The organism is Pseudomonas sp. GW821-FHT12A04, from assembly GCF_058807755.1.
Genome location: NZ_JBXAQZ010000001.1, coordinates 328,472 through 351,390 on the forward strand (window position 1 = coordinate 328,472; position 22,919 = coordinate 351,390).

The following is a 22,919-nucleotide window of genomic DNA, read 5'->3' on the forward strand; positions in this document are numbered from 1 at the left end:
ATCACTGCGGGTTGGCACGGGTGCTGGAAAGCAACGTTTTCAAGCTGGCAGCCTTCGGCTTGACCAACCAGAAACGGCGCAGGTAATCATCGAGGTTCTCGGCGAGTTCACGACCCCACTCGCTGTCGGTTTCCTCGACGTACTCGTTCAGCACGCGTTGCAGGTGGCTACGGTAGGCTTCCATCGCCTCGCCGCTGATCCGCTGGATTTCCACCAGTTCGTGGTTGACCCGGTCAACGAAGGTGTTGTCCTGGTCGAGCACGTAGGCGAAACCACCGGTCATGCCAGAGCCGAAGTTGTAACCGGTCTTGCCCAATACGCAGACGAAACCACCGGTCATGTACTCGCAGCAGTGATCGCCAGTGCCTTCCACGACGGTGTGGGCACCGGAGTTACGCACGGCGAAACGCTCGCCCGCGGTGCCAGCGGCAAACAGCTTGCCGCCAGTGGCGCCGTACAGGCAGGTGTTGCCAATGATGGCACTGTCCTGGGTGCGGTAGACGCTACCCTTCGGCGGCACGATCACCAGCTTGCCGCCGGTCATGCCCTTGCCGACGTAGTCGTTGGCGTCGCCTTCGAGGTACATGTGCAGGCCGCCGGCGTTCCACACGCCGAAGCTCTGCCCGGCCGTGCCTTTGAAGCGGAACGTGACCGGCGCGTTGGCCATGCCCTGGTTACCGTGCTTGCGTGCGATTTCGCCGGAGATCCGTGCGCCGATGGAACGGTCGCAGTTGCAGATATCCAGGGCGAATTCAGCGCCGCTCAGGTCGTTGATCGCCGAGGTGGCCATGTCGACCATTTTCTCGGCCAGCAGGCCCTTGTCGAACGGCGGGTTGCGTTCAACGCCACAGAACTGCGGCTTGTCCGCCGGCACGTGGTCGCTGCCCAGCAACGGAGTCAGGTCCAGGTGATGCTGCTTGGCGGTCTGGCCTTCGAGGACTTCCAGCAGATCGGTACGGCCGATCAGTTCTTCGAGGGAACGCACGCCCAGCTTGGCCAGCCACTCACGGGTTTCTTCGGCGACGTAGGTGAAGAAATTCACCACCATGTCGACGGTACCGATGTAGTGATCCTTGCGCAGCTTCTCGTTCTGGGTCGCGACGCCGGTGGCGCAGTTGTTCAGGTGGCAGATGCGCAGGTATTTGCAGCCCAGGGCAATCATTGGCGCGGTGCCGAAGCCGAAGCTTTCAGCGCCGAGGATCGCAGCCTTGATCACGTCGAGGCCGGTTTTCAGGCCGCCGTCGGTCTGTACCCGGACTTTGCCGCGCAGGTCGTTGCCACGCAGGGTCTGGTGGGTTTCGGCCAGGCCGAGTTCCCACGGAGCGCCCGCGTATTTGATCGAGGTCAGCGGCGATGCACCGGTACCGCCGTCGTAGCCGGAGATGGTGATCAAGTCCGCGTAGGCCTTGGCCACGCCGGCGGCGATGGTGCCGACGCCCGCTTCCGCTACCAGCTTCACCGAGACCAGCGCCTGCGGGTTGACTTGTTTCAGGTCGAAAATCAGCTGCGACAAGTCTTCGATCGAGTAGATGTCGTGGTGCGGCGGCGGCGAAATCAGGGTCACGCCTGGCACTGCGTAACGCAGCTTGGCGATCAGGCCGTTGACCTTGCCACCTGGCAGTTGACCGCCCTCGCCTGGCTTGGCGCCCTGGGCGACCTTGATCTGCAGCACTTCGGCATTGACCAGGTATTCCGGGGTTACACCGAAACGACCGGTGGCCACTTGCTTGATTTTCGAGCTCTTGATGGTGCCGTAGCGCGCCGGGTCTTCGCCGCCTTCGCCGGAGTTGGAACGCGCACCGAGGCGGTTCATGGCTTCGGCCAGGGCTTCGTGAGCTTCCGGCGACAGGGCGCCCAGCGAAATACCGGCGGAGTCAAAGCGCTTGAGCACCGATTCCAGCGGTTCGATCTCGCTCATATCCAATGGAGTGTCGAGGGTTTTGACTTTCAGCAAGTCGCGGATCATCGACACCGGACGGTTGTCCACCAGCGACGTGTATTCCTTGAACTTGCTGTAGTCGCCCTGCTGCACAGCGGCTTGCAGGGTGTTGACCACATCCGGGTTGTAGGCGTGGTACTCGCCACCGTGGACGAACTTCAGCAAACCACCCTGCTGGATCGGCTTGCGCGGGCTCCAGGCTTCGGTGGCCAGGGCTTTCTGCTCGGCTTCGATGTCGACGAAACGCGCACCCTTGATGCGGCTCGGCACGCCCTTGAAGCTCAGGTTGCAGACTTCCTCGGACAGGCCGATCGCTTCGAACAGTTGTGCTCCGCGATAGGAGGTGATGGTCGAGATGCCCATCTTCGACAGGATCTTGAGCAGGCCCTTGGTGATGCCTTTACGGTAGTTCTTGAACACCTCATAGAGGTCGCCCAGCACTTCACCGGTACGGATCAGGTCGCCCAGCACTTCGTAGGCCAGGAACGGGTAAACGGCAGAGGCGCCGAAACCGATCAACACGGCGAAGTGGTGCGGATCGCGAGCGGTCGCGGTTTCCACCAGGATGTTGGAGTCGCAACGCAAGCCTTTTTCGGTCAGACGGTGGTGCACCGCGCCGGTAGCCAGAGAGGCGTGGATCGGCAACTTGCCCGGGGCGATGTGACGGTCACTCAGCACAACCTGGGTACGACCGGCGCGCACAGCTTCTTCAGCCTGATCGGCCACGTTGCGGATCGCCGCTTCCAGACCGACGCTTTCGTCGTAGTTGAGGTCGATGATCGCCCGCTCGAAGCCCGGACGATCGAGATTCATCAGCGAGCGCCACTTGGCCGGGGAAATGACCGGCGAGCTGAGGATCACGCGCGAAGCGTGTTCCGGCGACTCCTGGAAGATGTTGCGCTCGGCACCGAGGCAGATTTCCAGCGACATGACGATGGCTTCGCGCAGCGGGTCGATCGGCGGGTTGGTGACCTGCGCGAACTGCTGGCGGAAATAGTCGTACGGCGTGCGCACGCGCTGGGACAGCACGGCCATCGGCGTATCGTCGCCCATCGAGCCTACGGCTTCGTAACCTTGCTCGCCGAGCGGACGCAGCACCTGGTCGCGCTCTTCGAACGTGACCTGGTACATCTTCATGTATTGCTTGAGCTGATCGACGTCGTAGAACGCCGAACCGTGGTCGTTGTCTTCCATGGTCGCCTGGATGCGCAGGGCATTCTTGCGCAGCCATTGCTTGTACGGGTGACGGGACTTCAGGCGGTTGTCGATCGCATCGGTGTCGAGGATCTGACCGGTTTCGGTGTCCACGGCAAAGATCTGGCCCGGGCCAACGCGACCCTTCGCGATCACGTCTTCAGGCTGGTAGTTCCAGACGCCGATTTCCGAGGCCAGGGTGATGAAACCGTTCTTGGTGGTGACCCAACGCGCCGGACGCAGACCATTACGGTCGAGCAGGCACACCGCGTAGCGACCGTCGGTCATTACCACGCCGGCCGGGCCGTCCCACGGTTCCATGTGCATCGAGTTGTATTCGTAGAACGCACGCAGATCCGGGTCCATGGTCTCGACGTTCTGCCACGCAGGCGGAATGATCATCCGCACGCCACGGAACAGGTCGATGCCACCGGTGACCATCAGCTCCAGCATGTTGTCCATGCTCGAGGAGTCGGAACCGACGCGGTTGACCAGCGGGCCGAGTTCTTCCAGGTCCATCAAGTCGTTGGTGAACTTGGTGCGACGAGCCACGGCCCAGTTGCGGTTGCCGGTGATGGTATTGATCTCGCCGTTGTGCGCCAGGAAGCGGAACGGTTGAGCCAGTGGCCATTTCGGCAAGGTGTTGGTGGAGAAGCGCTGGTGGAACACGCAAATCGAGGTTTGCAGGCGCTCATCGCTCAGGTCCGGATAGAAGGCGGTCAAGTCCGCCGGCATCATCAGGCCTTTGTAAATGATGGTCTTGTGGGAAAAGCTGCAGACGTAGTGGTCGGTGTCGGCGGCATTGGCCACGGACGAGCGACGACGGGAGGTGAACAGCTTGACGGCCATGTCCTGATCGCTCAGGCCTTCACCACCGATGAACACTTGCTCGATCTGCGGCAGGCGCTCAAGGGCGAGGCGACCGAGGACGCTGGTGTCGATCGGCACTTTGCGCCAGCCGACCAGTTGCAGACCGGCGGCCAGGATCTCGCGGTTCATGTTCTCGCGAGCGGCTTCGGCCTTGACCGGATCCTGGTTGAAGAAAACCATGCCCACAGCGTATTGCTTGGGCATTTCGACGCCGAAGGTTTCCTGGGCGATGGCTCGCAGGAACACGTCCGGCTTTTGAATCAGCAGACCGCAACCGTCACCGGTCTTGCCGTCGGCATTAATCCCACCGCGGTGGGTCATGCAGGTCAGGGCCTCGATGGCCGTTTGCAAAAGGGTATGACTGGGCTCGCCCTGCATATGGGCAATCAGGCCGAAACCGCAGTTATCCTTGAATTCATCTGGTTGGTACAGACCTGCTTTCATAGACACTTTCTCACCAGGCTGCTTCTCGCGAAGCAAATTTCTTTTCAATTCAACCACTTACCAACCGCGCCGAACGTACGCCAGCTTTGCGGGGGCAAAAGGGAGGTCATTGTACACACCGACACAGAGGCTCACAAATTTGACGACGAAATGTCGCAAATCTATGTCGCATTTGTGAAAGGTTTAAAGCGATCTGCTGTGCTAGTCAAAACTTTTTTTAATTCTGACCGCAACGACTCAAAGACTACTGTGACGCAGACACCACAAGGCACGCAGCCCGGAAGGTTGCGCGCACTTGTAGAAATTTTGAGGTGCTTGGAGAGGCGGCCTGGGTAAGGCCGCCGAATCTTCAGCGAGTTGTTGCCAGTTCCTGTTGGACGCTGGCGACAGTGCGAGGCCAAGGTTTACCAGCCTGAACCTTCGCTGGCAAGGCCTTGATGGCGGAAACGGCTGCATCACGATTGGCGAAGTTGCCGTAGGTGATCACATAGAGCGGCTTGCCATTGAGGACTTTCTTGAAATAACGGTACTCGCCGCCCTGCTCCTTGACGAAGCTTTGTGCGGCAGTTTCGGAGCTGGTGCCGAGGATTTGCACTACATAGTTACCCGGTGCCTGTCCGGCGTACCAGGTGCCGCCAGCGGCCTTGGCCGCCGGAGCCGGTTTCTCGGCAGGCTTGGCCGCCGCGGCAACGGCTGGCTTGGCTGGCGCTGGTGCAGGCTTGGCCACTGGAGGAGGCGCTGGTACAGGCGCTGGCTTGGCGGTGGCGACCTGAGTCGGCGCAGGCGTCGGCTTGGCCGCTGGTGTCGGCGCAGGGCCGGCAGGAACGCCCACAGGCGGCGCAGTGGTGGTCACGGTCGGCGGAGTGGCGCTGGAGCCTTCAACCGGCACCCCGTCGTCACCTTCGGTAATGCCACCTGCCGCTTCAGCCAGCGGACCGCGCATCACCGGTTGCGAGTTACCGACCAACGGCAACGGCATCGGCTGCGTGTTGCCAGCGAACTCTACGGCCGGAGCGCCGCCATTCGCTGTTGGCTGACCCTGGCCAAGCGGCAGTTGCGCCTGTTCATTGGCCGGCGCACCGGTGGTCGGTGCCTTGTTGCGACCTGGAATCAACCAGGCGGCAGCTACCGCGACCACGACCACGGCGGAAATCGCCAACACGTGTTTCTTCGGCATATTGAACCCCATTTTTGGACGCTTGACCGCTGAGCGGCTGGCGATCATGGCTTCGATCATTGCATCGCGGGCGACCTGATTGATGCTGCCAGGCCAACCTTCGGAGCTTTCGTGAATATCAGAGATCTGATCCGCGGTGAAAAGTTCGATACCGCGACCAGCGCCTTCGAGCCGCTGCTCCAGATATTCGCGGGTTTCCTCTTCGGTGTAGGGCTGCAACTCGATGACGTGGAAACGCTCTTCCTCGAGATGCAAAGCCTCAAGCTGAGCAATCAGCGAGGTCTCACCGAACAGGAACACATGCGGGCGGCCTTCAGGCGCACCGGCAGCCAGGACCATCAGAGCCTCAAGGGCGGACTCGTCGAGTTGTTCGGCGTCATCGACCAGCAGATAGACTTCTTGCCCGGTCAGTGCAAGCTGCACCACCTGGGCCAGAATAGCGTCGGCATCAGCCTGGCCGACGTTCAACGCCTGGGCCACCTGACGCAATACCCCGGCCGCATCGCCGGCGCCGCGGGCAGAAACCACCACGCTTTGGACCGATTGCTTGTTGGTGCTGGCGACCAGAGCCTGACGCAACAGGGTCTTGCCACTGCCTTCTGGGCCAGTGACCACTAGCAGCAACTGACTGTAACGGGCCAGGTGATGTAGTTGTCCCAGCACGGGTTTGCGCTGGGCCGGGAAAAATTTGAAGCCAGGCACCCGTGGAGCAAAAGGGTCATGACTCAACTGGTAATGGCCGAGGAAGGCCTCGTCGGCATGCAAACTAGTCATTGTGTTCTTATTAACCTTTAAGCTGAGCCAGGGCGCGGTAGTCTGCCCCCAGCGTGGCCTGTAGAACCTCTTTCGGATAATCGTCGGTCACCACCGCTTCACCCATGTGGCGCAGCAGCACCAGGCGTAAACGACCGTCGATCACTTTTTTGTCAATGGACATATGTTCGAGGAAATCGGCTTCTGTCATTTCTTCCGGCGGAACGACCGGCAGCCCCGCACGCTGGAACAGACGAATGCCGCGATCGCGCTCCTGCTCGCTGATCCAGCCGAGGCGCGCGGACATTTCCAGCGCCATTACGGTGCCGGCAGCCACAGCCTCACCATGAAGCCACACACCATAGCCCATGTGGGTTTCAATGGCGTGGCCAAAAGTGTGGCCCAGGTTCAGGGTGGCACGCACGCCTGTCTCTTTCTCGTCGGCACCGACCACTGCCGCCTTGGCCGCACAGGAACGCTCGATGGCATAGGTCAGGGCTTGCTGGTCCAGATTACGCAGGCGATCGACGTTGTCTTCGAGCCAGGTCAGGAACGGCTCATCGCAGATCAGCCCGTACTTGATGACTTCGGCCAGCCCGGCGGACAGCTCGCGCGCCGGCAGGGTATTGAGGCTGGCGGTATCGATCAGCACCACGTTCGGCTGATAGAAGGCGCCGACCATGTTCTTGCCCAGCGGATGGTTGATCCCGGTCTTGCCGCCCACCGAGGAGTCGACCTGCGACAGCAGCGTGGTCGGAACCTGGATGAAATCAACGCCGCGCTGGTAGCAGGCGGCGGCAAAGCCGGCCATGTCACCGATCACACCGCCGCCAAGGGCGATCACCGTGGTGCGGCGGTCATGCCGGGCGGTCAGCAGACCGTCGAAAATCAGTTGCAGGGTTTCCCAGGTCTTGAAGGCTTCGCCGTCGGGCAGTACCACGGATATCACCGAGAACTGGGCCAGGCTGCGGGTCAGACGCTCGAGATAGAGCGGCGCAACAGTCTCGTTGGAGATGATCGCTACTTGCCGTCCGCGAATGTGCGGGGCCAGCAGCTCGGGCTGATCCAACAAACCTTCGCCAATATGAATCGGGTAGCTGCGCTCGCCTAGATCGACCTTGAGTGTCTGCATGTGTCCCCACAGTGAAGATGGAATCAGGCGTACTGCCTTGAGTTAACGAATATCCACGGCCTCTGCTGGTGTGACGCCGTTCGGTAGCCATCCGCCACAACCTCGAACGGTCATGGCGGGACGCCGAGGATAGCGCATTTCGCGCGGCGCTTTAACGGGGTGGTAACTGCTGCAGACGCTCTAGAATGTCGAGTACGACCATTCGTGGCGGCCGCTCATCGGTTTCGACCACCAGGTCGGCAATTTCCCGATAAAGCGGATCGCGGATCGCCAGCAGATCCCGCAGGGTCTTGGCCGGATCGGCGGTGCGCAGCAATGGCCGATTGCGGTCGCGGGACGTGCGGCCGACCTGCTGCTCGACTGACGCATGCAGATAAACCACCCGCCCACCGGCATGCAGTGCCCGACGATTGGCTTCGCGCATGACCGCGCCCCCGCCTGTCGCCAGCACCACACCGTCGCAATCGCACAGCTCGGCAATCATTGCCTGCTCGCGATCACGAAAACCCGGTTCGCCTTCCTTATCGAAGATCCAAGGGATATTGGCGCCCGTGCGCAATTCAATTTCCTTATCGGAATCTTTGAATGGCAGGCGCAGCTCTTTGGCCAGCAACCGGCCGATGGTGCTTTTTCCAGCACCCATCGGTCCAACAAGAATCAAATTTCGCACAGAATCAATGACTCACAGCAATCGCCCGATTATTCATGATACGCGGAGTGAGGAATACCAACAGCTCGGATTTTTTCTCCGAAACCACATCACGCCGGAAAAGGCGGCCAAGATACGGCACATCGCCAAGAAATGGCACCTTATCTACAACCTTGCTCTGAGTATTTGAGAAAACACCACCAATGACGATGGTCTCGCCATCGTTGACCAGGACCTTGGCGTTGACTTCGTTTTTCTTGATGGGGGGTACATCCTGAACCTTGTTCAGGTAGTCCGGTTCGTCCTTGGTCACCTTGACTTCCATGATGATCCGGTTGTCGGGTGTGATCTGCGGTGTCACTTCCAGCGACAGCGAAGCCTCCTTGAACGACACCGAAGTCGCGCCACTGGAGCTGGCTTCCTGATAGGGAATTTCCGTGCCCTTGAGGATTTTGGCGGTTTCCTTGTCGGACGTGACCACCTTGGGCTGCGAGACGATTTCCCCGTTGCCGGTTTTCTCCATGGCCGTCAGCTCCAGGTCCAGCAAGACGTTATCGGTGATGAAGGCGATGCCGATTCCCGAGGTGTTGTTGGCTACGCCCATGTCGACGAACGGTGAGTTGGTGCTGGTACTGCCGGGCGTGCCAATGGTCGATGACCCATTGAGTCCATTGCTGACGCCGGAGGTGTTCCAGTTGCCCTTGTTCTGTATCGAACCACCCCAGCGCACCCCGAGGCTTTTGTCATAGTCGACGTTGGCTTCGACAATGCGCGCCTCGATCATCACCTGACGCACAGGAATATCCAGCTGCGTGACGATCCTGCGCAGCTCATCCAGCCGGTCCTGGGTCTGGTAGGCAATGATGTTGTTGGTGCGTTCATCGACGGTGATTGATCCCCGTTCGTCGGGTTTCGCTTCGGCACTGGTCACCGACTGGAAGAGCTTGGCGATATCCGCCGCCTTGGCGTAATTGACCTGCAACAGCTCCCGACGCAACGGCGCCAGATCGGCAATCTGCTTCTGCGATTCGAGCTCCTGACGCTCACGGGCAGCAATTTCATCGGCCGGCGCAACCAGCAGGACATTGCCGACCTTGCGCTTGTCCAGCCCCTTGGTTTTCAGCACCAGATCCAGCGCCTGATCCCACGGCACGTTCTGCAAGCGCAGGGTAATTCCCCCCTGGACCGTGTCGCTGGCCACCAGATTGAGGTTGGTGAAATCGGCGATCAGTTGCAGCACCGAGCGCACATCGATGTCCTGGAAGTTCAGCGATAGCTTCTCGCCGCTGTAGGCCTGTTGCCCGGCATTGCGTTTTTGCAGTTCGTCGACCGTCGCCGGGCGAACGCTGACCGTGAGCTTATTGTCAGTCTGATAGGTCGAGTAATCGAACGTGCCGCCGGGCTCAATGCTGATGGTGGCTCGATCGCCGCTCGCGCTGGCATTGACGAACTGCACGGGCGTGGCGAAATCCTTCACGTCCAGGCGCACGCGCAATCGCTCGGGCAATAAGGTCTTGGCAAATCCGACGATGATCCTGCCTTCGCGCTCTTGTATGTCGGGCGCAATCGATGGATCCGACAAGTCGATCACCACGCTGCCTTCGCCCTGGGTCCCCCGCTGGAAATCCACACCCCGAATGGCCTTGCCCGCCGTCGCGACGGCTCGTGCCGGAACCGGCGCTGCTACCGCCGCCGGCCTGGATATCGACGGTTTGACTCCCTGCCCGACAACAACCAGCAGATTGTTACCTTCTATTCGCGAGTCGTACGGGGCCGGCTGGGTCAGGTTGATGATCAATCGCGTACGGTCCCGGGCCTCCACCACCGTCGCACTTCGGGCATTTCCACTGCCGAGATCGTGAGTCTTGCTCGCCAGCTGACTGGCGACACCCGGCAAATCCAGGGCAATCCGGGCTGGCGAATCCGTCGTGTAGCCGTGGGGCACCGGGGGCGGCGCATCGAACAACAACTTCAACTCGACACGGTCACCCGGCAGCGCTGCGACATCCAGCGCCTTGAGATTGGCCGCTTGTACCATCGGCGACAACAACGCTATCCATAGCGAAAGGCCGACGGTGGAAAGAATCCTATTCATTATTGGAGTTCCACTATGAGTGCTCTTTCAAAGGGATGGTCCGGGGACGCTCCAGCCACGCACCCTGACCATCGGGGACAATTTCAACCATATCGACTTGAGAGCCACTGATCGCAACGATCCGTCCGTGGTTACGCCCCAGGTAATCGCCGACTTTCAGCCGGTGCACCCCACCCGCCCCGCGCAGCAGGGCATAGGAGCCCGTTGCATTGGAAAGGGTGCCGACCATTTCAAACTGCTCGATGTTGAAGCCTTCGAGGTATTGTTTGACCCGACCCGGGTCGGGCTTGACGTTACCCGAACCCCGCCGCCGGGCCGCCAGATCGGTGCTGATCTGCGGCGAAAACGGGCTGCGCAGATTCGCCGCGTTGTAAGTGAATGCAGGGTAAGACTGGAATACTGGCGTTGGTTCAATCTTCCCCGGCCCGTGCAGGCGCATTTCGTTCATGTACGCGTCCAGATCGGTGTAGTCATCCCCCCCGCCACAACCGGACAGGGCAGACAGCAATACCACCACCGAAAAACTACGTGCCGGGCTCATTGATGCTGTCCCTTGTCGTTGTAGCGGTAGGTCTTGGCGAGGATGGTCAAGCGCAGTTTCGGACCACCCTCAGGGCTGACAGGAGCCAGATCGAAATCGTGCAAGGTAACGATTCGCGGCAACCCGGCCACACCACTGACGAAGGTGGCCAGGTCGTGGTAATCCCCGGTGACCGTGATCTGGATCGGCAGCTCGATGTAGAACGGCTGGGCCACCTCCGGCAGCAACTTGATCTCTTCGAACTCCAGGCCACTGCCGAGGCCCGTACGCGTGATGTCTTCGAGCAAGCCGGGCACTTCGGTATCGCTGGGCAGTTGCCGCAACAGCACGACGAAGGTGTTCTCCATCTCTTTCAACTGCCGGGTATAGAGATCCAGGTTCGCCGCCATGCGGGCCTTGCTGGCGAACTGCTCCTTGAGTGTCGACTCTTCCTCGCGCTTGAGATCGAGCTGGCTCACAAGGTCGCGGGTGGAAAAGTTATAGCTAAAGGCCATCACCAGAAGCACGAGCAAAGCAGCCACCAGACACTTGATCGCCGGCGGCCAGGCGCCCATGTTGCTGGTATCCAGATCATTGATGTCGATCTTGCGCAGCCCTTCGAACCATTCGGACAGACTCATTTGCCCCCCTCCGGTGTTGCGGGTTGAGTCTGGCGGACGGTCAACTGGAAGACGTTTGCCTGCTCCAACTGGCCGGCAGCCATGGCCTTGACTTCGGTCAGGCTCGGCGCATCGAACCAGTCTGATGCCTCGAGGTTGCGCATCAATTCTGAAACGCGGTTGTTGGATTGCGCGGCACCGGTGATGGACAAGGTCTTTGCGGTCATTTTCACTTCGGTGAAATACACGCCGTCGGGCAGGGCTCTCGCCAACTGGTCAAATATTCGCCCGCTGATTTGGCGATTGCCTTGCAGGCCCTGGATGACAGCCATGCGCTCGACCAATTGCTGACGGCGCGCCTTGAGATCATTGATCTGGCTGATTCGCTCATCGACCACGGCGACTTGCTTGCCGATGTAATCGTTACGGGCGACTTGCTGGTCGATGGCACCGCTAATGACCTGGTTCGCAACCAGCACCGCCCCCATCGCGCCCACCATTGCCGCCACCAGGACCAGCAGGAAGCGCTTGCGGCGGACTTCACGTCGCTCCTCGCGCCAGGGTAAAAGGTTGATCCGTGCCATCAGTCGAAGCTCCTGAGGGCCAGACCGCAGGCGATCATCAACGCCGGGGCATCACTCGCCAGGGCAGCGCCATTGACCTTGCTGCCCAGAGTCATTTCGCAAAACGGGTTCGCGACCTGGGTCGGCGTGCCCAATTGCTGCTCGATCAAACGGTCCAGCCCCGGGATCGACGCCGTACCGCCGGCCAGCAGGACATGGTCGACGGCGCTGTACTGGCCGGCAGCAAGGAAGAAGTGCAACGAGCGCGACACCTGCTGCACCAGCGCCTCTCGAAATGGCTGCAAGACCTCAGCGGCATAGTCATCCGGCAACCCGCCCTTCTTTTGCGCCAGCCCCGCCTGCTCCAGCGTCAGGCCGTAGCGACGCTGGATTTCCTCGGTCAGTTGCCGACCGCCGAACAGTTGTTCGCGGGTGTAGATAATCCGCCCGTTGTGCAGCACGCTCAGGGTGGTCATGGTGGCGCCGATGTCCACCACTGCGACCGTCAAAGGTTTCTCGGAAACCGCGAATCGACTGGACAGAAGTTCGAATGAACGCTCCAGCGCGTAGGCCTCGACATCGACCACGCGGGCGGTCAGCCCCGCCAGGGCCAGGGCGGCCTCGCGGACTTCGACGTTTTCCTTGCGACAAGCGGCGAGCAGCACGTTGACGCGCTCAGGATTACGCCCGGAGGTGCCCTGGACTTCAAAGTCGATCGCGACTTCGTCCAGGGGATAAGGAATGTACTGGTCAGCCTCGATTTTCAGCTGGCTTTCCATTTCGTCTTCGCAAAGACCGGCATCCATCTCGATGGTCTTGGTGATCACCGCTGAGCCCGCCACGGCCACGGCCACGTTCTTGAGGGCGGTTCTGGCCTTGGCCAGCGCGCGAGTGATCGCCAGCCCCACACCTTCGAGCTCGGCAATATTCTTTTCGATCACCGCGCCGACCGGCAATGGCTCGACCGCATAGGCCTCGACCCGATAGCGCTCACCCTGACGGCTCAACTCAAGAAGTTTCACCGAGGTGGAACTGATGTCGATTCCCAGCAGCGTATTGGATTTTTTCTTGAAGAGTCCTGGCACTACCAATTCCCTATGACTTTCCGTGAGTTACGGACTCTGCAATGTCCATTGCGTTCAATCCACCCGTCTTGACAGCAGCGCCAGCCACGCTCCCGATCAGAAAAATGCTTATAATGCCCAGCGTTTTTTTCCGCTTTTGCTCAAGCGCGGGTCGTTCTCGTTTAGCCTGAACCCTGTTGCCCAATTCATTTTTTACCCTGGATATCCAAAAGCCTTGATTCGTCTGCTGAAGTTTTTCGGTTGGTCCATCGTCGCGGTTTTCTGCGGACTCCTTCTGGGTCTGAGCGGGGCGTACCTTTACCTTAGTCCCGGACTACCGTCCGTGGAGGCGCTGAGAAGCATCCAGTTGCAGATCCCTTTGCGGGTCTACAGCAGCGATAACAAGTTGATCGCAGAATTTGGCGAAATGCGCCGTACACCGATCCGTTTCGCCGACATTCCCCCCAATTTCATCAATGCGTTACTAAGTGCTGAAGACGACAATTTCGCCAACCACTACGGCGTCGATCCGAGCAGCCTGATGCGTGCCGCGACCCAACTGGTCAAAAGCGGACACATCCAGTCCGGCGGCAGCACGATCACCATGCAGGTGGCGAAGAACTTCTTCCTGACCAGCGAACGCAGCTTTTCACGCAAGACCACCGAGATCCTGCTGGCCCTGCAGATCGAACAGCAGCTGACCAAGGACGAGATCCTCGAGCTGTACGTCAACAAGATCTATCTGGGTAACCGCGCCTACGGCATCGAGGCGGCGGCGCAGGTCTATTACGGCAAATCGATTCGCGATGTCAGCCTGGCGCAGATGGCGATGATCGCCGGCCTGCCCAAGGCGCCGTCGCGCTTCAACCCGCTGGCCAACCCGGCGCGCAGCAAGGAGCGTCGCGACTGGATCCTGGGGCGCATGTACAAGCTCGGAAAAATCAGCGAGGCCGACTACACCGCTGCAGTCAACGAGCCACTGAACGCCAGCTATCACGTGCCGACCCCGGAAGTGAACGCCCCGTACATCGCCGAAATGGCCCGTGCCGAAATGGTCGGGCGTTACGGTAGCGACGCGTATACCGAAGGCTTCCGCGTCACGACCACGGTACCGAGCGACCTCCAGGAGCTGGCCAACACCGCGGTCCACGAAGGCCTGATGACCTACGACCAGCGTCACGGCTATCGCGGGCCAGAGTCGCGGCTGCCGGGCAAGACCCGCGAGGCCTGGGCAACCGAGCTGACCAAACAACGCATCATCAGCGGCCTGGAACCGGCCATCGTGACCCAGGTCGACAAGACCGGCCTGCAGGTGCTGACCCGCACCGGTCAGGAACACGTGAACTGGGACACCATGAAGTGGGCCCGGCCGTTCCTGAACACCAACAGCATGGGCGCCAACCCGAAACAACCCTCGGACGTGGCCCAGGTCGGCGATCTGATTCGCGTGCAGCGTCAGCCGGACAATTCGCTGAAGTTCAGCCAGATCCCGCAGGCCCAAGGCGCTCTGGTGTCCCTGGACCCACAGAACGGCGCCATTCGTTCGCTGGTCGGGGGCTTCGCCTTCGAGCAGAGCAACTACAACCGCGCATTGCAGGCCAAGCGCCAGCCGGGCTCGAGCTTCAAACCGTTCGTCTACGCCGCCGCACTGGATAGCGGCTACACCGCCTCCAGCCTGGTGAACGACGCACCGATCGTGTTCGTCGACGAGTACCTGGACAAGGTCTGGCGCCCGAAGAACGACACCAACACCTTCCTCGGCCCGATTCGCCTGCGTGAAGCGCTGTACAAGTCGCGCAACCTGGTGTCGATCCGCTTGCTGCAAGCGATGGGCGTCGGCAAGACCATCGACTACATCACGCGCTTCGGCTTCAACAAACAGGACCTGCCACCCAACCTGTCCCTGGCACTGGGCACTGCGACCCTGACGCCAATGGAAATCGCCACCGGCTGGAGCGCCTTCGCCAACGGCGGCTACAAGATCACCCCGTACATCATCGACAAGATCGAAAGCCGCAACGGCGACACGCTGTTCGTCGCCAACCCGCCGAGCGTGCCTCAGGGCGGCGCTGCCAGCGATGGCATTGCCGTGCCAGCCGCCCAAGCCTTCACGGTCAACGCAACGCCGGGCGAGGCACCGGACACTACGCCGACACCACAAGCACCCGCCGTGGCCGAACGCATCGTTGATGGGCGCACCACGTACATCCTCAACAGCATGCTTGAGGATGTGATCAAGCTCGGCACCGGTCGCCGCGCGCTCGCCCTGGGCCGCCCTGACATTGCCGGCAAGACCGGTACGACCAACGAATCCAAGGACGCCTGGTTCTCCGGCTACAACGCCGATTACGTGACGACCGTGTGGACCGGCTTCGATCAACCGGAAAGCCTGGGTCGCAAGGAATTCGGCGGCACCGTCGCGCTGCCGATCTGGATGAACTACATGGGCGCCGCGCTCAAAGGCAAACCACCGCATACTCAACCGGAGCCCGAAGGCATCCTCAGTCTGCGAGTCGATCCGATCAGCGGTCGCGCGGCTAGCCCGGGCACCCCGGGGGCCTACTTTGAACTGTTCAAGGTCGAAGATACGCCACCGTCCGGGAACGAGCTGGGCAACGGTCTGGCACCTGGCAGCCCACTGCCGGCAGATGAAGCGGCGCCGATCGATTTGTTCTGATTGCAGGACCAACATAAAGCCCCGCTCTTCTGTAGAAGGCGGGGCTTTTTTGCATCCGGGTTTCCTGTCATATCGCCATCGCGAGCAAGCTCGCTCCCACAGGGGTACGCATTCCAATGTGGGAGCGGGCTTGCTCGCGAAGAGGCCATCAGAAACCACACAAAACCTTCAGGCACAAAAAAGCCCCGACTCTCACAAGCCGGGGCTTTTCGTTGAAGCGCTACAACGGCTTAGCCGTTGAACACGTCATCCACGCTTTTGAGCGGGTAGTTCTTCGGATACGGCAGGGTCGCCACACCGGTCTCGATGGCAGCTTTGGCCACGGCATCGGAGATCAGGGTGATCAGACGGGCATCCATTGGCTTCGGAATGATGTACTCACGACCGAATTCCAGCTTGATGCCGCCGTAGGCGTCGCACACTTCCTGAGGTACCGGCAGCTTGGCCAGTTCACGCAGGGCGTTGGCCGCAGCCACTTTCATTTCTTCGTTGATGCGCTTGGCGCGAACGTCCAGGGCACCGCGGAAAATGAACGGGAAGCCCAGTACGTTGTTGACCTGGTTCGGGTAGTCGGAACGACCGGTGGCCATGATCACGTCGCTACGGGTAGCGTGCGCCAGCTCCGGGGAGATTTCCGGATCAGGGTTCGAGCAGGCGAACACGATCGGGTTAGGCGCCATCGACAGCAGGCCTTCAGCACTCAGCAGGTTCGGGCCGGACAGACCAACGAACACATCAGCGCCTTGCAGGGCGTCAGCCAGGGTGCGCTTGTCGGTCGCGTGAGCGAACACAGCCTTGTACTGGTTCAGGTCGTCACGGCCGGAGTGGATCACGCCGGTGCGGTCGACCATGTAGATGTTTTCGATGTTGGCGCCCATGCTCACCAGCAACTTCATGCAGGAGATGGCGGCAGCGCCGGCACCCAGGCAGACGATCTTGGCTTCCGGCAGGGTTTTGCCAGCGATTTCCAGGGCGTTGATCATGCCGGCGGCGGTCACGATAGCGGTGCCGTGCTGGTCATCGTGGAATACCGGAATATCGCACTGCTCGATCAGAGCGCGCTCGATTTCAAAGCACTCTGGTGCCTTGATGTCTTCCAGGTTGATGCCACCGAAGGTGATGGAGATGCGCTTGACGGTGTCGATGAAGGCTTGCGGGCTTTCGGAGTCGACTTCGATGTCGAAAACGTCGATGCCGGCGAAGCGCTTGAACAGTACGCCCTTGCCTTCCATCACTGGCTTGGAAGCCAATGGGCCGAGGTTACCCAGACCGAGAATCGCGGTGCCATCGGAAATGACTGCAACCAGGTTGCCTTTGCCGGTGTACTTGTAGGCCAGTTCAGGATCGCGGGCGATCTCGCGTACTGGTTCGGCTACGCCCGGGCTGTAGGCCAGCGACAGGTCGCGAGCGGTAGCAGTGGCCTTGGTGAGCTCGACACTCAGCTTCCCTGGACGAGGATTGGCGTGATATTCGAGAGCGGCAGTTTTCAGATCAGACATTTTGGCATTCCGCTTTTTACTGTTGGACAGACTGGTCAGCGAGGATACGCGCCTCGCAAAGTCCCCACAAGACTGACTGGTCACCCCTGTCAAGCACCCGGCCCTACGACTTTGGGCCAAGAGCCACGGCACACAAGGGTTAGACTGTTCACAATCAGCGCAAAAAATGTCTACAATTTTTTATCACTGCACGACTTGAAACATCGCCGGGTCGGTCAAGGGCAACATCCAGCGCGCCTGACCTTCTTTCAGTCCGCCACGTCGCGAACGATCCAGCACCCAACCGCGCGCCTCGATCTGCTTGCCTTCGAGCCTTTCCAGCAAGGCCGTATCAAACCGCCCCAGCAAATTGGGTGCAACGCGCAATACAACCGAATCCTGTAACTCGATCCAAACCCCGCCGCGATTGCGTTGAACCTTGCTCACACGACCGCTGAGCACGGCGAAACCGGAAGTGCTGATCTGCTCCGCCTTCAGTACAGGCGACTGGCGCCATACACCGAGCCCGGCCTGTCGAGCGCTGGTTTCTGCAGCTTGCTGACAGATGACCAGATCGACATTCGGCGCCACGGCCACCTGAAAACCCAGGCCTTCGGCGAGCATTTGCGCTTCGAGGTTGGCGCCATTGGCACCGTAGACATGAGCCAGGGTGCGGCCGTAATGGTCCTTGCCTTCTTTGCCAGGCAGCAAACCAACCTGCCCGTCGCTAGCCGCCACCAGGGCTTCGAGTCGCTTGCGCGCGACCACGGCGAACGGTTCGTCGGAACGGCCATTCTTGCCCAGCTCCGGCGTGTTCAAGCCGATCATGCGCACACTGCGGCCATCGCTCAGGCGCAGGGTGTCGCCGTCCACCACCCGCTGCACCGCGACGGGCGCCAGGCCGCTGGGTGCCGGGCAAAACGCCTGGGCGCCGGATAGCCAAATCGCGGACATAAAAAAGGCGCCCGCGAGGGACGCCTTTTTCATCAGCATGGAAAAACCGGAACGGCTTCCCAAGTTGATTGGCCTTAGGCCTTTTTCGCGCCGAAAGCACCGAAACGGTCGGCGAAGCGCTGTACGCGGCCGCCAGTGTCCAGAGTCTTCTGCTTACCGGTGTAGAACGGGTGGCATTCGTTGCAAACGTCGATCGCCAGGGCTTTGCCGAAGGTCGAACGGGTTTCGAACTTGTTGCCGCAGCTGCAGGTAACAGCAACTGCTGGGTATTCTGGATGGATATCAGCTTTCATGGTGTCTTCCTCAGGCTAGCGTGCCGCCACCCAACACTATTGTTGAATACCGCACGTAATTAGGCCGCGGATTCTACCAGACAATGCCAATCACGCAAGCTGTCCCTGAGACCGACCGTCTGCTAGGCTCCCGGCCCAATACGCGATCCCTGTGGGAGCGAGCTTGCTCGCGATGAGGGTGTGTCATTCGGCATATGCGTTGCCTGACACGGCGCTATCGCGAGCAAGCTCGCTCCCACAGGGGGACATGCAACCCCGCTTTTATCTTCCGCTGATCGAGATCCCCCGCGTGCCCGACGCCATTTTGCGCCTCGCCCTGCCTTCGCCGCTGCGCCGCCTGTTCGACTACCGCGCTCCGGCTGGCGTCCTGCGCGCCCAGTTGCACCCCGGCATGCGCCTGCGGGTACCGTTCGGCCGACGGGAGATGATCGGTATTCTGGTAGAAGTCACCGACACCAGCGAAGTGCCGGTCGAGAAACTCAAGCCGGCCCTGGCCCTGCTCGACGCTACGCCACCGCTGCCGCCCGCGCTGTTCAAGCTGTGCCTGTGGACATCCCAGTATTACCAGCACAGCCTCGGCGACACCTTGAGCTGGGCGCTGCCGGTTTTGCTGCGCCAGGGTGAATTAGCCGAAGCACGCCAGGAGCGCTTCTGGTCCGCCGCGCCGGGGGCCAGCCTCGACGATCCGCGCATCGCCCGCGCCCCGCGCCAGCGTGAAGCCCTGGCCACACTGGCCCAACATCCCCATGGCGTCGCCCATCAATTGCTGAGCAAACTGATGCTGAGCAAGGACAGCCTGGATTTGCTGCTGGCCAAGGACCTGGTGCAGGTCGAGATCCGCCGGCACGCCCCGGGCGCACGCCACGAACACTGGCTGGCGCAACCGGAACTCCCCCTAAACCCGGAGCAGCGCGCCGCCTATGAGGCGATTCGCGCCGGCTTCGACAGTTATCACGCGTTCCTGCTGGCCGGCGTCACCGGCAGCGGCAAGACCGAAGTCTATTTGCAGTTGATCCGCGAAACCCTCGAGGCCGGCAAGCAGGCGCTGGTGCTGATCCCGGAAATCAACCTCGGCCCGCAGACCCTGGCGCGCTTCGAACAGCGTTTCAATGCCCGTATCGCGCTGATCCATTCGGCGGTCAATGACCGCGAACGCCTCGAGGCCTGGCTGGCCGCGCGGGACGGTGAGGCCGACATCATTATCGGCACCCGCTCGGCCCTGTTCACACCGATGAAGAACCCCGGCCTGATCATCATCGACGAAGAGCACGACGGCTCCTATAAACAGCAGGAAGGTTTGCGCTACCACGCCCGTGATCTGGCATTGGTGCGGGCGCGACAGGAAAACATTCCGATTGTCCTCGGCTCCGCCACCCCTTCGCTGGAAAGCCTGCACAACGCCTACACCGGCCGTTACGGGCTGCTGCGCTTGAACGAGCGAGCCGGCGGCGCCAAACAGCCGCGCTTCCTGCGTCTGGACGTGAAAAGCCGCCCGCTGGACAGCGGCATTTCCGGGCCGATGCAACAAGCCATCGGCCAGACTCTGGCCGCCGGACAGCAAGTCCTGGTGTTCCTCAACCGCCGCGGCTTCGCCCCGACCCTGCTGTGTCATGACTGTGGCTGGATGTCCGAGTGCCAGCGCTGTGACGCGCGAATGACCGTGCACCAGCGTTACGGCGAGTTGCGCTGCCACCATTGCGGCTACGTCGAACGCGTGCCGCGCCAGTGCCCGAAGTGCAACAAGGTCGATCTGCGCCCCGTTGGCGCCGGCACCGAACGGGCCGAGGAGCGCCTGGCGATTCTGTTCCCGGACTATCCGGTGCTGCGGGTCGACCGCGACAGCACATCGCGCAAGGATGCGATGAACCAGTTGTTCGCGACCATTCAAAAAGGCCAGCCGTGCATCCTGATCGGCACGCAGATGCTTGCCAAAGGTCACCACTTTCCACGGGTGACGCTGGTGTCGATCCTCGACGCCGACGGCGGCCTGTTCTCCGGCGACTTCCGCGCCAGCGAGCGCATGGCTCAATTGATCGTGCAGGTCGCCGGCCGCGCAGGTCGCGCCGAGGAGCCGGGCAAGGTGATTATCCAGACGCACCTGGCCGACCATCCGCTGCTGGTGCAATTGACCGAGCAAGGCTATTTCGCCTTTGCCGAACAGGCCTTGAGCGAACGCCGCGCGGCCGGTCTGCCGCCGTTTGCGCACCTGGCGCTGCTGCGGGCCGAGGCGCATAAACCGGGTCAGGCCGAAGGCTTCCTGGATGAGGCTTGCAGCGAGGCGGAGCGTTTGCTGGCCGAGCAGAATCTGACCGGGATCGAATTATTGGGACCGGTCCCGGCACCGATGGAGCGCCGGGCCGGGCGTTACCGTGCGCAACTGTTGGTACAGGCTGCGGCGCGAGCACCCTTGCATCGATTGCTGGCCAGTTGGTTGCTGGTGCTGGAGCAGATGCCGAGCGGGCGGGCGGTGCGTTGGTCCTTGGATGTTGATCCGGTCGATTTGTATTAATTTGGAGATTGCCATCGCGAGCAAGCTCGCTCCCACAGTGGTTCTCTGGTGGAACTAAATTTTGTATCCACCTCAAAACCTGCGGGAGCGGCGGTGCGACGATTCGACTTGCTCGCGAAGAGGCCCTAATTGTCACCACACATCCACATCCTGCCTGCTAAGGTTGGCAAGCCCGTCTTCGCAACGGATAATGCCCAGTTTTTCCACCAGCGCATGATGCGCCGCCGCGCCTGCGGTCGAAAGAGAAGACCATGAAAGACACCATTCGCCAGCTGATCCAACAAGCCATCACCCAACTCGTCAACGAAGGTGTGTTGCCTGAAGGCCTGTCGCCGGCGATCCAGGTGGAAAACTCCCGCGACAAGAAGAACGGCGATTTCGCCAGCAACATCGCCATGATGCTGGCCAAGCCCGCCGGCATGAAGCCCCGCGACCTGGCGGAAAAAATCATCGCCGCCCTGCCGGCTGACGAAAATGTCGCCAAGACCGAAATCGCCGGCCCGGGCTTCCTGAACTTCTTCCAGAACACCGACGCCCTGGCCTCGCGCCTGGACGCGGCCCTGGCCGACACCCACATCGGCGTACGCAAGGCCGGCCCGGTGCAGCGCACCGTGGTCGACCTGTCGGCACCGAACCTGGCCAAGGAGATGCACGTCGGTCACCTGCGCTCGACCATCATCGGCGACGGCGTGGCCCGCGTGCTGGAGTTCCTCGGCGACACCGTGATCCGTCAGAACCACGTCGGCGACTGGGGCACCCAGTTCGGCATGCTGATGGCTTACCTGCAGGAAAACCCGATCACCAGCGACGAGCTGTCGGACCTGGAGAACTTCTACCGCGCCGCCAAGCAACGCTTCGACGAATCCGAAGAGTTCGCCGACCGTGCCCGTGGCCTGGTGGTCAAGTTGCAGGCCGGCGACGCCGATTGCCTGGCCCTGTGGACCAAGTTCAAGGACATCTCGCTGTCCCACTGTCAGAAGATCTACGAACTGCTCAACGTTAAACTGACCATGGCCGACGTGATGGGCGAAAGCGCCTACAACGACGACCTGATCAACGTGGTCAACGACTTGAAGGCCGCAGGCATGCTGGTCGAGAGCAACGGCGCCCAATGCGTGTTCCTCGACGAGTTCAAGAACGCCGACGGCGACCCGCTGCCGGTGATCATCGTCAAGGCTGACGGCGGCTACCTCTACGCCACCACCGACCTGGCGGCCGTGCGCTACCGCAGCGGCAAGCTCAAGGCCGATCGTGCGCTGTACTTCGTCGACCAGCGTCAGGCCCTGCACTTCCAGCAAGTGTTCGCCGTGGCGCGCAAGGCCGGTTTCGTGACCCATCCGATGGAAATGGAACACATGGGCTTCGGCACCATGAACGGCGCGGACGGTCGTCCGTTCAAAACCCGTGATGGCGGCACCGTGAAGCTGATCGACCTGCTGACCGAAGCCCAGGAACGCGCCTATACCCTGGTGAAAGACAAGAACCCGGAGCTGGCCGAAGCCGAGTTGCGCAACATCGCCAAGGTGGTGGGCATCGGCGCAGTGAAGTACGCCGACCTGTCCAAGCATCGCACCAGCGACTACAGCTTCAACTTCGACCTGATGCTCAACTTCGAAGGCAACACCGCGCCGTACCTGCTGTACGCCTACACCCGCGTGGCCGGTGTGTTCCGCAAGCTCGGCAAGGACTTCAGTGAAGTCGACGGCCAGATCGTCCTCGAAGCGGCGCACGAACATGAACTCGCGGCGAAGCTCGCGCAGTTTGGCGAAATCCTGAACAACGTGTCCGAAAAAGGCACCCCGCACATCCTTTGCACTTACCTGTACGACGTCGCCGGCCTGTTCTCCAGCTTCTACGAGAACTGCCCGATCCTCGCCGCCGATACCCCGGCACAAATGCAGAGCCGCCTGCGCCTCGCCGCGCTGACCGGACGCACCCTCAAGCAAGGCCTGGAACTCTTGGGCCTGGAAACTCTGGAGCGTATGTAA

15 protein-coding genes are annotated in these 22,919 nt (G+C 61.1%); 3 read left to right on the plus strand and 12 right to left on the minus strand.

All coding sequences use genetic code 11. From position 1 onward, the window contains the following. Position 1: 1 nt before the first annotated feature. The 9 genes from gltB to AC1RS8_RS01430 form a co-directional block, all read right to left on the minus strand. The gene (gene gltB, locus AC1RS8_RS01390) at positions 2-4,447 is read right to left on the minus strand and encodes a glutamate synthase large subunit (RefSeq protein ID WP_057712347.1); all 4,446 of its coding nucleotides are present in this window, start codon (positions 4,445-4,447) and stop codon (positions 2-4) included. 349 nt (positions 4,448-4,796) lie between these two features. Continuing rightward, positions 4,797-6,398 carry an AAA family ATPase gene (locus AC1RS8_RS01395; protein WP_489339607.1) on the minus strand — a complete coding sequence of 534 codons (1,602 nt, stop codon included), beginning with the start codon at positions 6,396-6,398 and terminating at the stop codon, positions 4,797-4,799. A gap of 10 nt (positions 6,399-6,408) precedes the next feature. Beyond that, positions 6,409-7,509: a 3-dehydroquinate synthase gene (gene aroB, locus AC1RS8_RS01400; RefSeq protein ID WP_057712349.1), complete on the minus strand. Its 1,101-nt coding sequence runs from the start codon at positions 7,507-7,509 to the stop codon at positions 6,409-6,411. Positions 7,510-7,660: 151 nt separating this feature from the next. Next, positions 7,661-8,179, minus strand: coding sequence for a shikimate kinase AroK (gene aroK, locus AC1RS8_RS01405; RefSeq protein WP_057712350.1), 519 nt, complete (start codon positions 8,177-8,179; stop codon positions 7,661-7,663). A gap of 4 nt (positions 8,180-8,183) precedes the next feature. Beyond that, complete coding sequence (locus tag AC1RS8_RS01410) at positions 8,184-10,253, minus strand: type IV pilus secretin PilQ (protein ID WP_493162180.1); 2,070 nt, start codon at positions 10,251-10,253, stop codon at positions 8,184-8,186. 13 nt (positions 10,254-10,266) lie between these two features. Next, complete coding sequence (locus AC1RS8_RS01415) at positions 10,267-10,794, minus strand: pilus assembly protein PilP (RefSeq protein WP_150811961.1); 528 nt, start codon at positions 10,792-10,794, stop codon at positions 10,267-10,269. Next, the gene (locus tag AC1RS8_RS01420) at positions 10,791-11,414 is read right to left on the minus strand and encodes a type IV pilus inner membrane component PilO (RefSeq protein WP_489339605.1); all 624 of its coding nucleotides are present in this window, start codon (positions 11,412-11,414) and stop codon (positions 10,791-10,793) included. The genes AC1RS8_RS01415 and AC1RS8_RS01420 overlap by 4 nt, the downstream gene beginning before the upstream one ends. Then, entirely contained in the window at positions 11,411-11,977 is a 567-nt protein-coding gene (locus AC1RS8_RS01425; RefSeq protein ID WP_489339604.1) for a PilN domain-containing protein, read from the minus strand. Before AC1RS8_RS01425 ends, AC1RS8_RS01420 begins: the two co-directional genes overlap by 4 nt. Beyond that, positions 11,977-13,041, minus strand: a complete 1,065-nt coding sequence (locus AC1RS8_RS01430; RefSeq protein WP_489339603.1) for a pilus assembly protein PilM — start codon at positions 13,039-13,041, stop codon at positions 11,977-11,979. The genes AC1RS8_RS01425 and AC1RS8_RS01430 overlap by 1 nt, the downstream gene beginning before the upstream one ends. A 217-nt stretch (positions 13,042-13,258) precedes the next feature. Here AC1RS8_RS01430 and AC1RS8_RS01435 point away from each other — a divergent pair, with 217 nt between their 5' ends. Beyond that, positions 13,259-15,697 carry a penicillin-binding protein 1A gene (locus AC1RS8_RS01435; protein ID WP_489340595.1) on the plus strand — a complete coding sequence of 813 codons (2,439 nt, stop codon included), beginning with the start codon at positions 13,259-13,261 and terminating at the stop codon, positions 15,695-15,697. Positions 15,698-15,927: 230 nt separating this feature from the next. Here AC1RS8_RS01435 and AC1RS8_RS01440 read toward each other — a convergent pair whose 3' ends face one another. The 3 genes from AC1RS8_RS01440 to rpmE form a co-directional block, all read right to left on the minus strand. Beyond that, positions 15,928-17,196 carry a malic enzyme-like NAD(P)-binding protein gene (locus tag AC1RS8_RS01440; protein WP_008047852.1) on the minus strand — a complete coding sequence of 423 codons (1,269 nt, stop codon included), beginning with the start codon at positions 17,194-17,196 and terminating at the stop codon, positions 15,928-15,930. 183 nt (positions 17,197-17,379) lie between these two features. Continuing rightward, the gene (locus tag AC1RS8_RS01445; protein ID WP_218495251.1) at positions 17,380-18,168 is read right to left on the minus strand and encodes a thermonuclease family protein; all 789 of its coding nucleotides are present in this window, start codon (positions 18,166-18,168) and stop codon (positions 17,380-17,382) included. 35 nt (positions 18,169-18,203) lie between these two features. Then, a complete protein-coding gene (gene rpmE / locus AC1RS8_RS01450) occupies positions 18,204-18,422 on the minus strand; it encodes a 50S ribosomal protein L31 (protein ID WP_008047849.1) in 219 nt (72 codons plus the stop codon). Between the two features lie 289 nt (positions 18,423-18,711). Between rpmE and AC1RS8_RS01455 the strand changes: the two genes are divergently transcribed. Beyond that, entirely contained in the window at positions 18,712-20,931 is a 2,220-nt protein-coding gene (locus tag AC1RS8_RS01455) for a primosomal protein N' (protein ID WP_489339602.1), read from the plus strand. Between the two features lie 251 nt (positions 20,932-21,182). Further along, entirely contained in the window at positions 21,183-22,919 is a 1,737-nt protein-coding gene (argS, locus tag AC1RS8_RS01460) for an arginine--tRNA ligase (protein WP_218495252.1), read from the plus strand.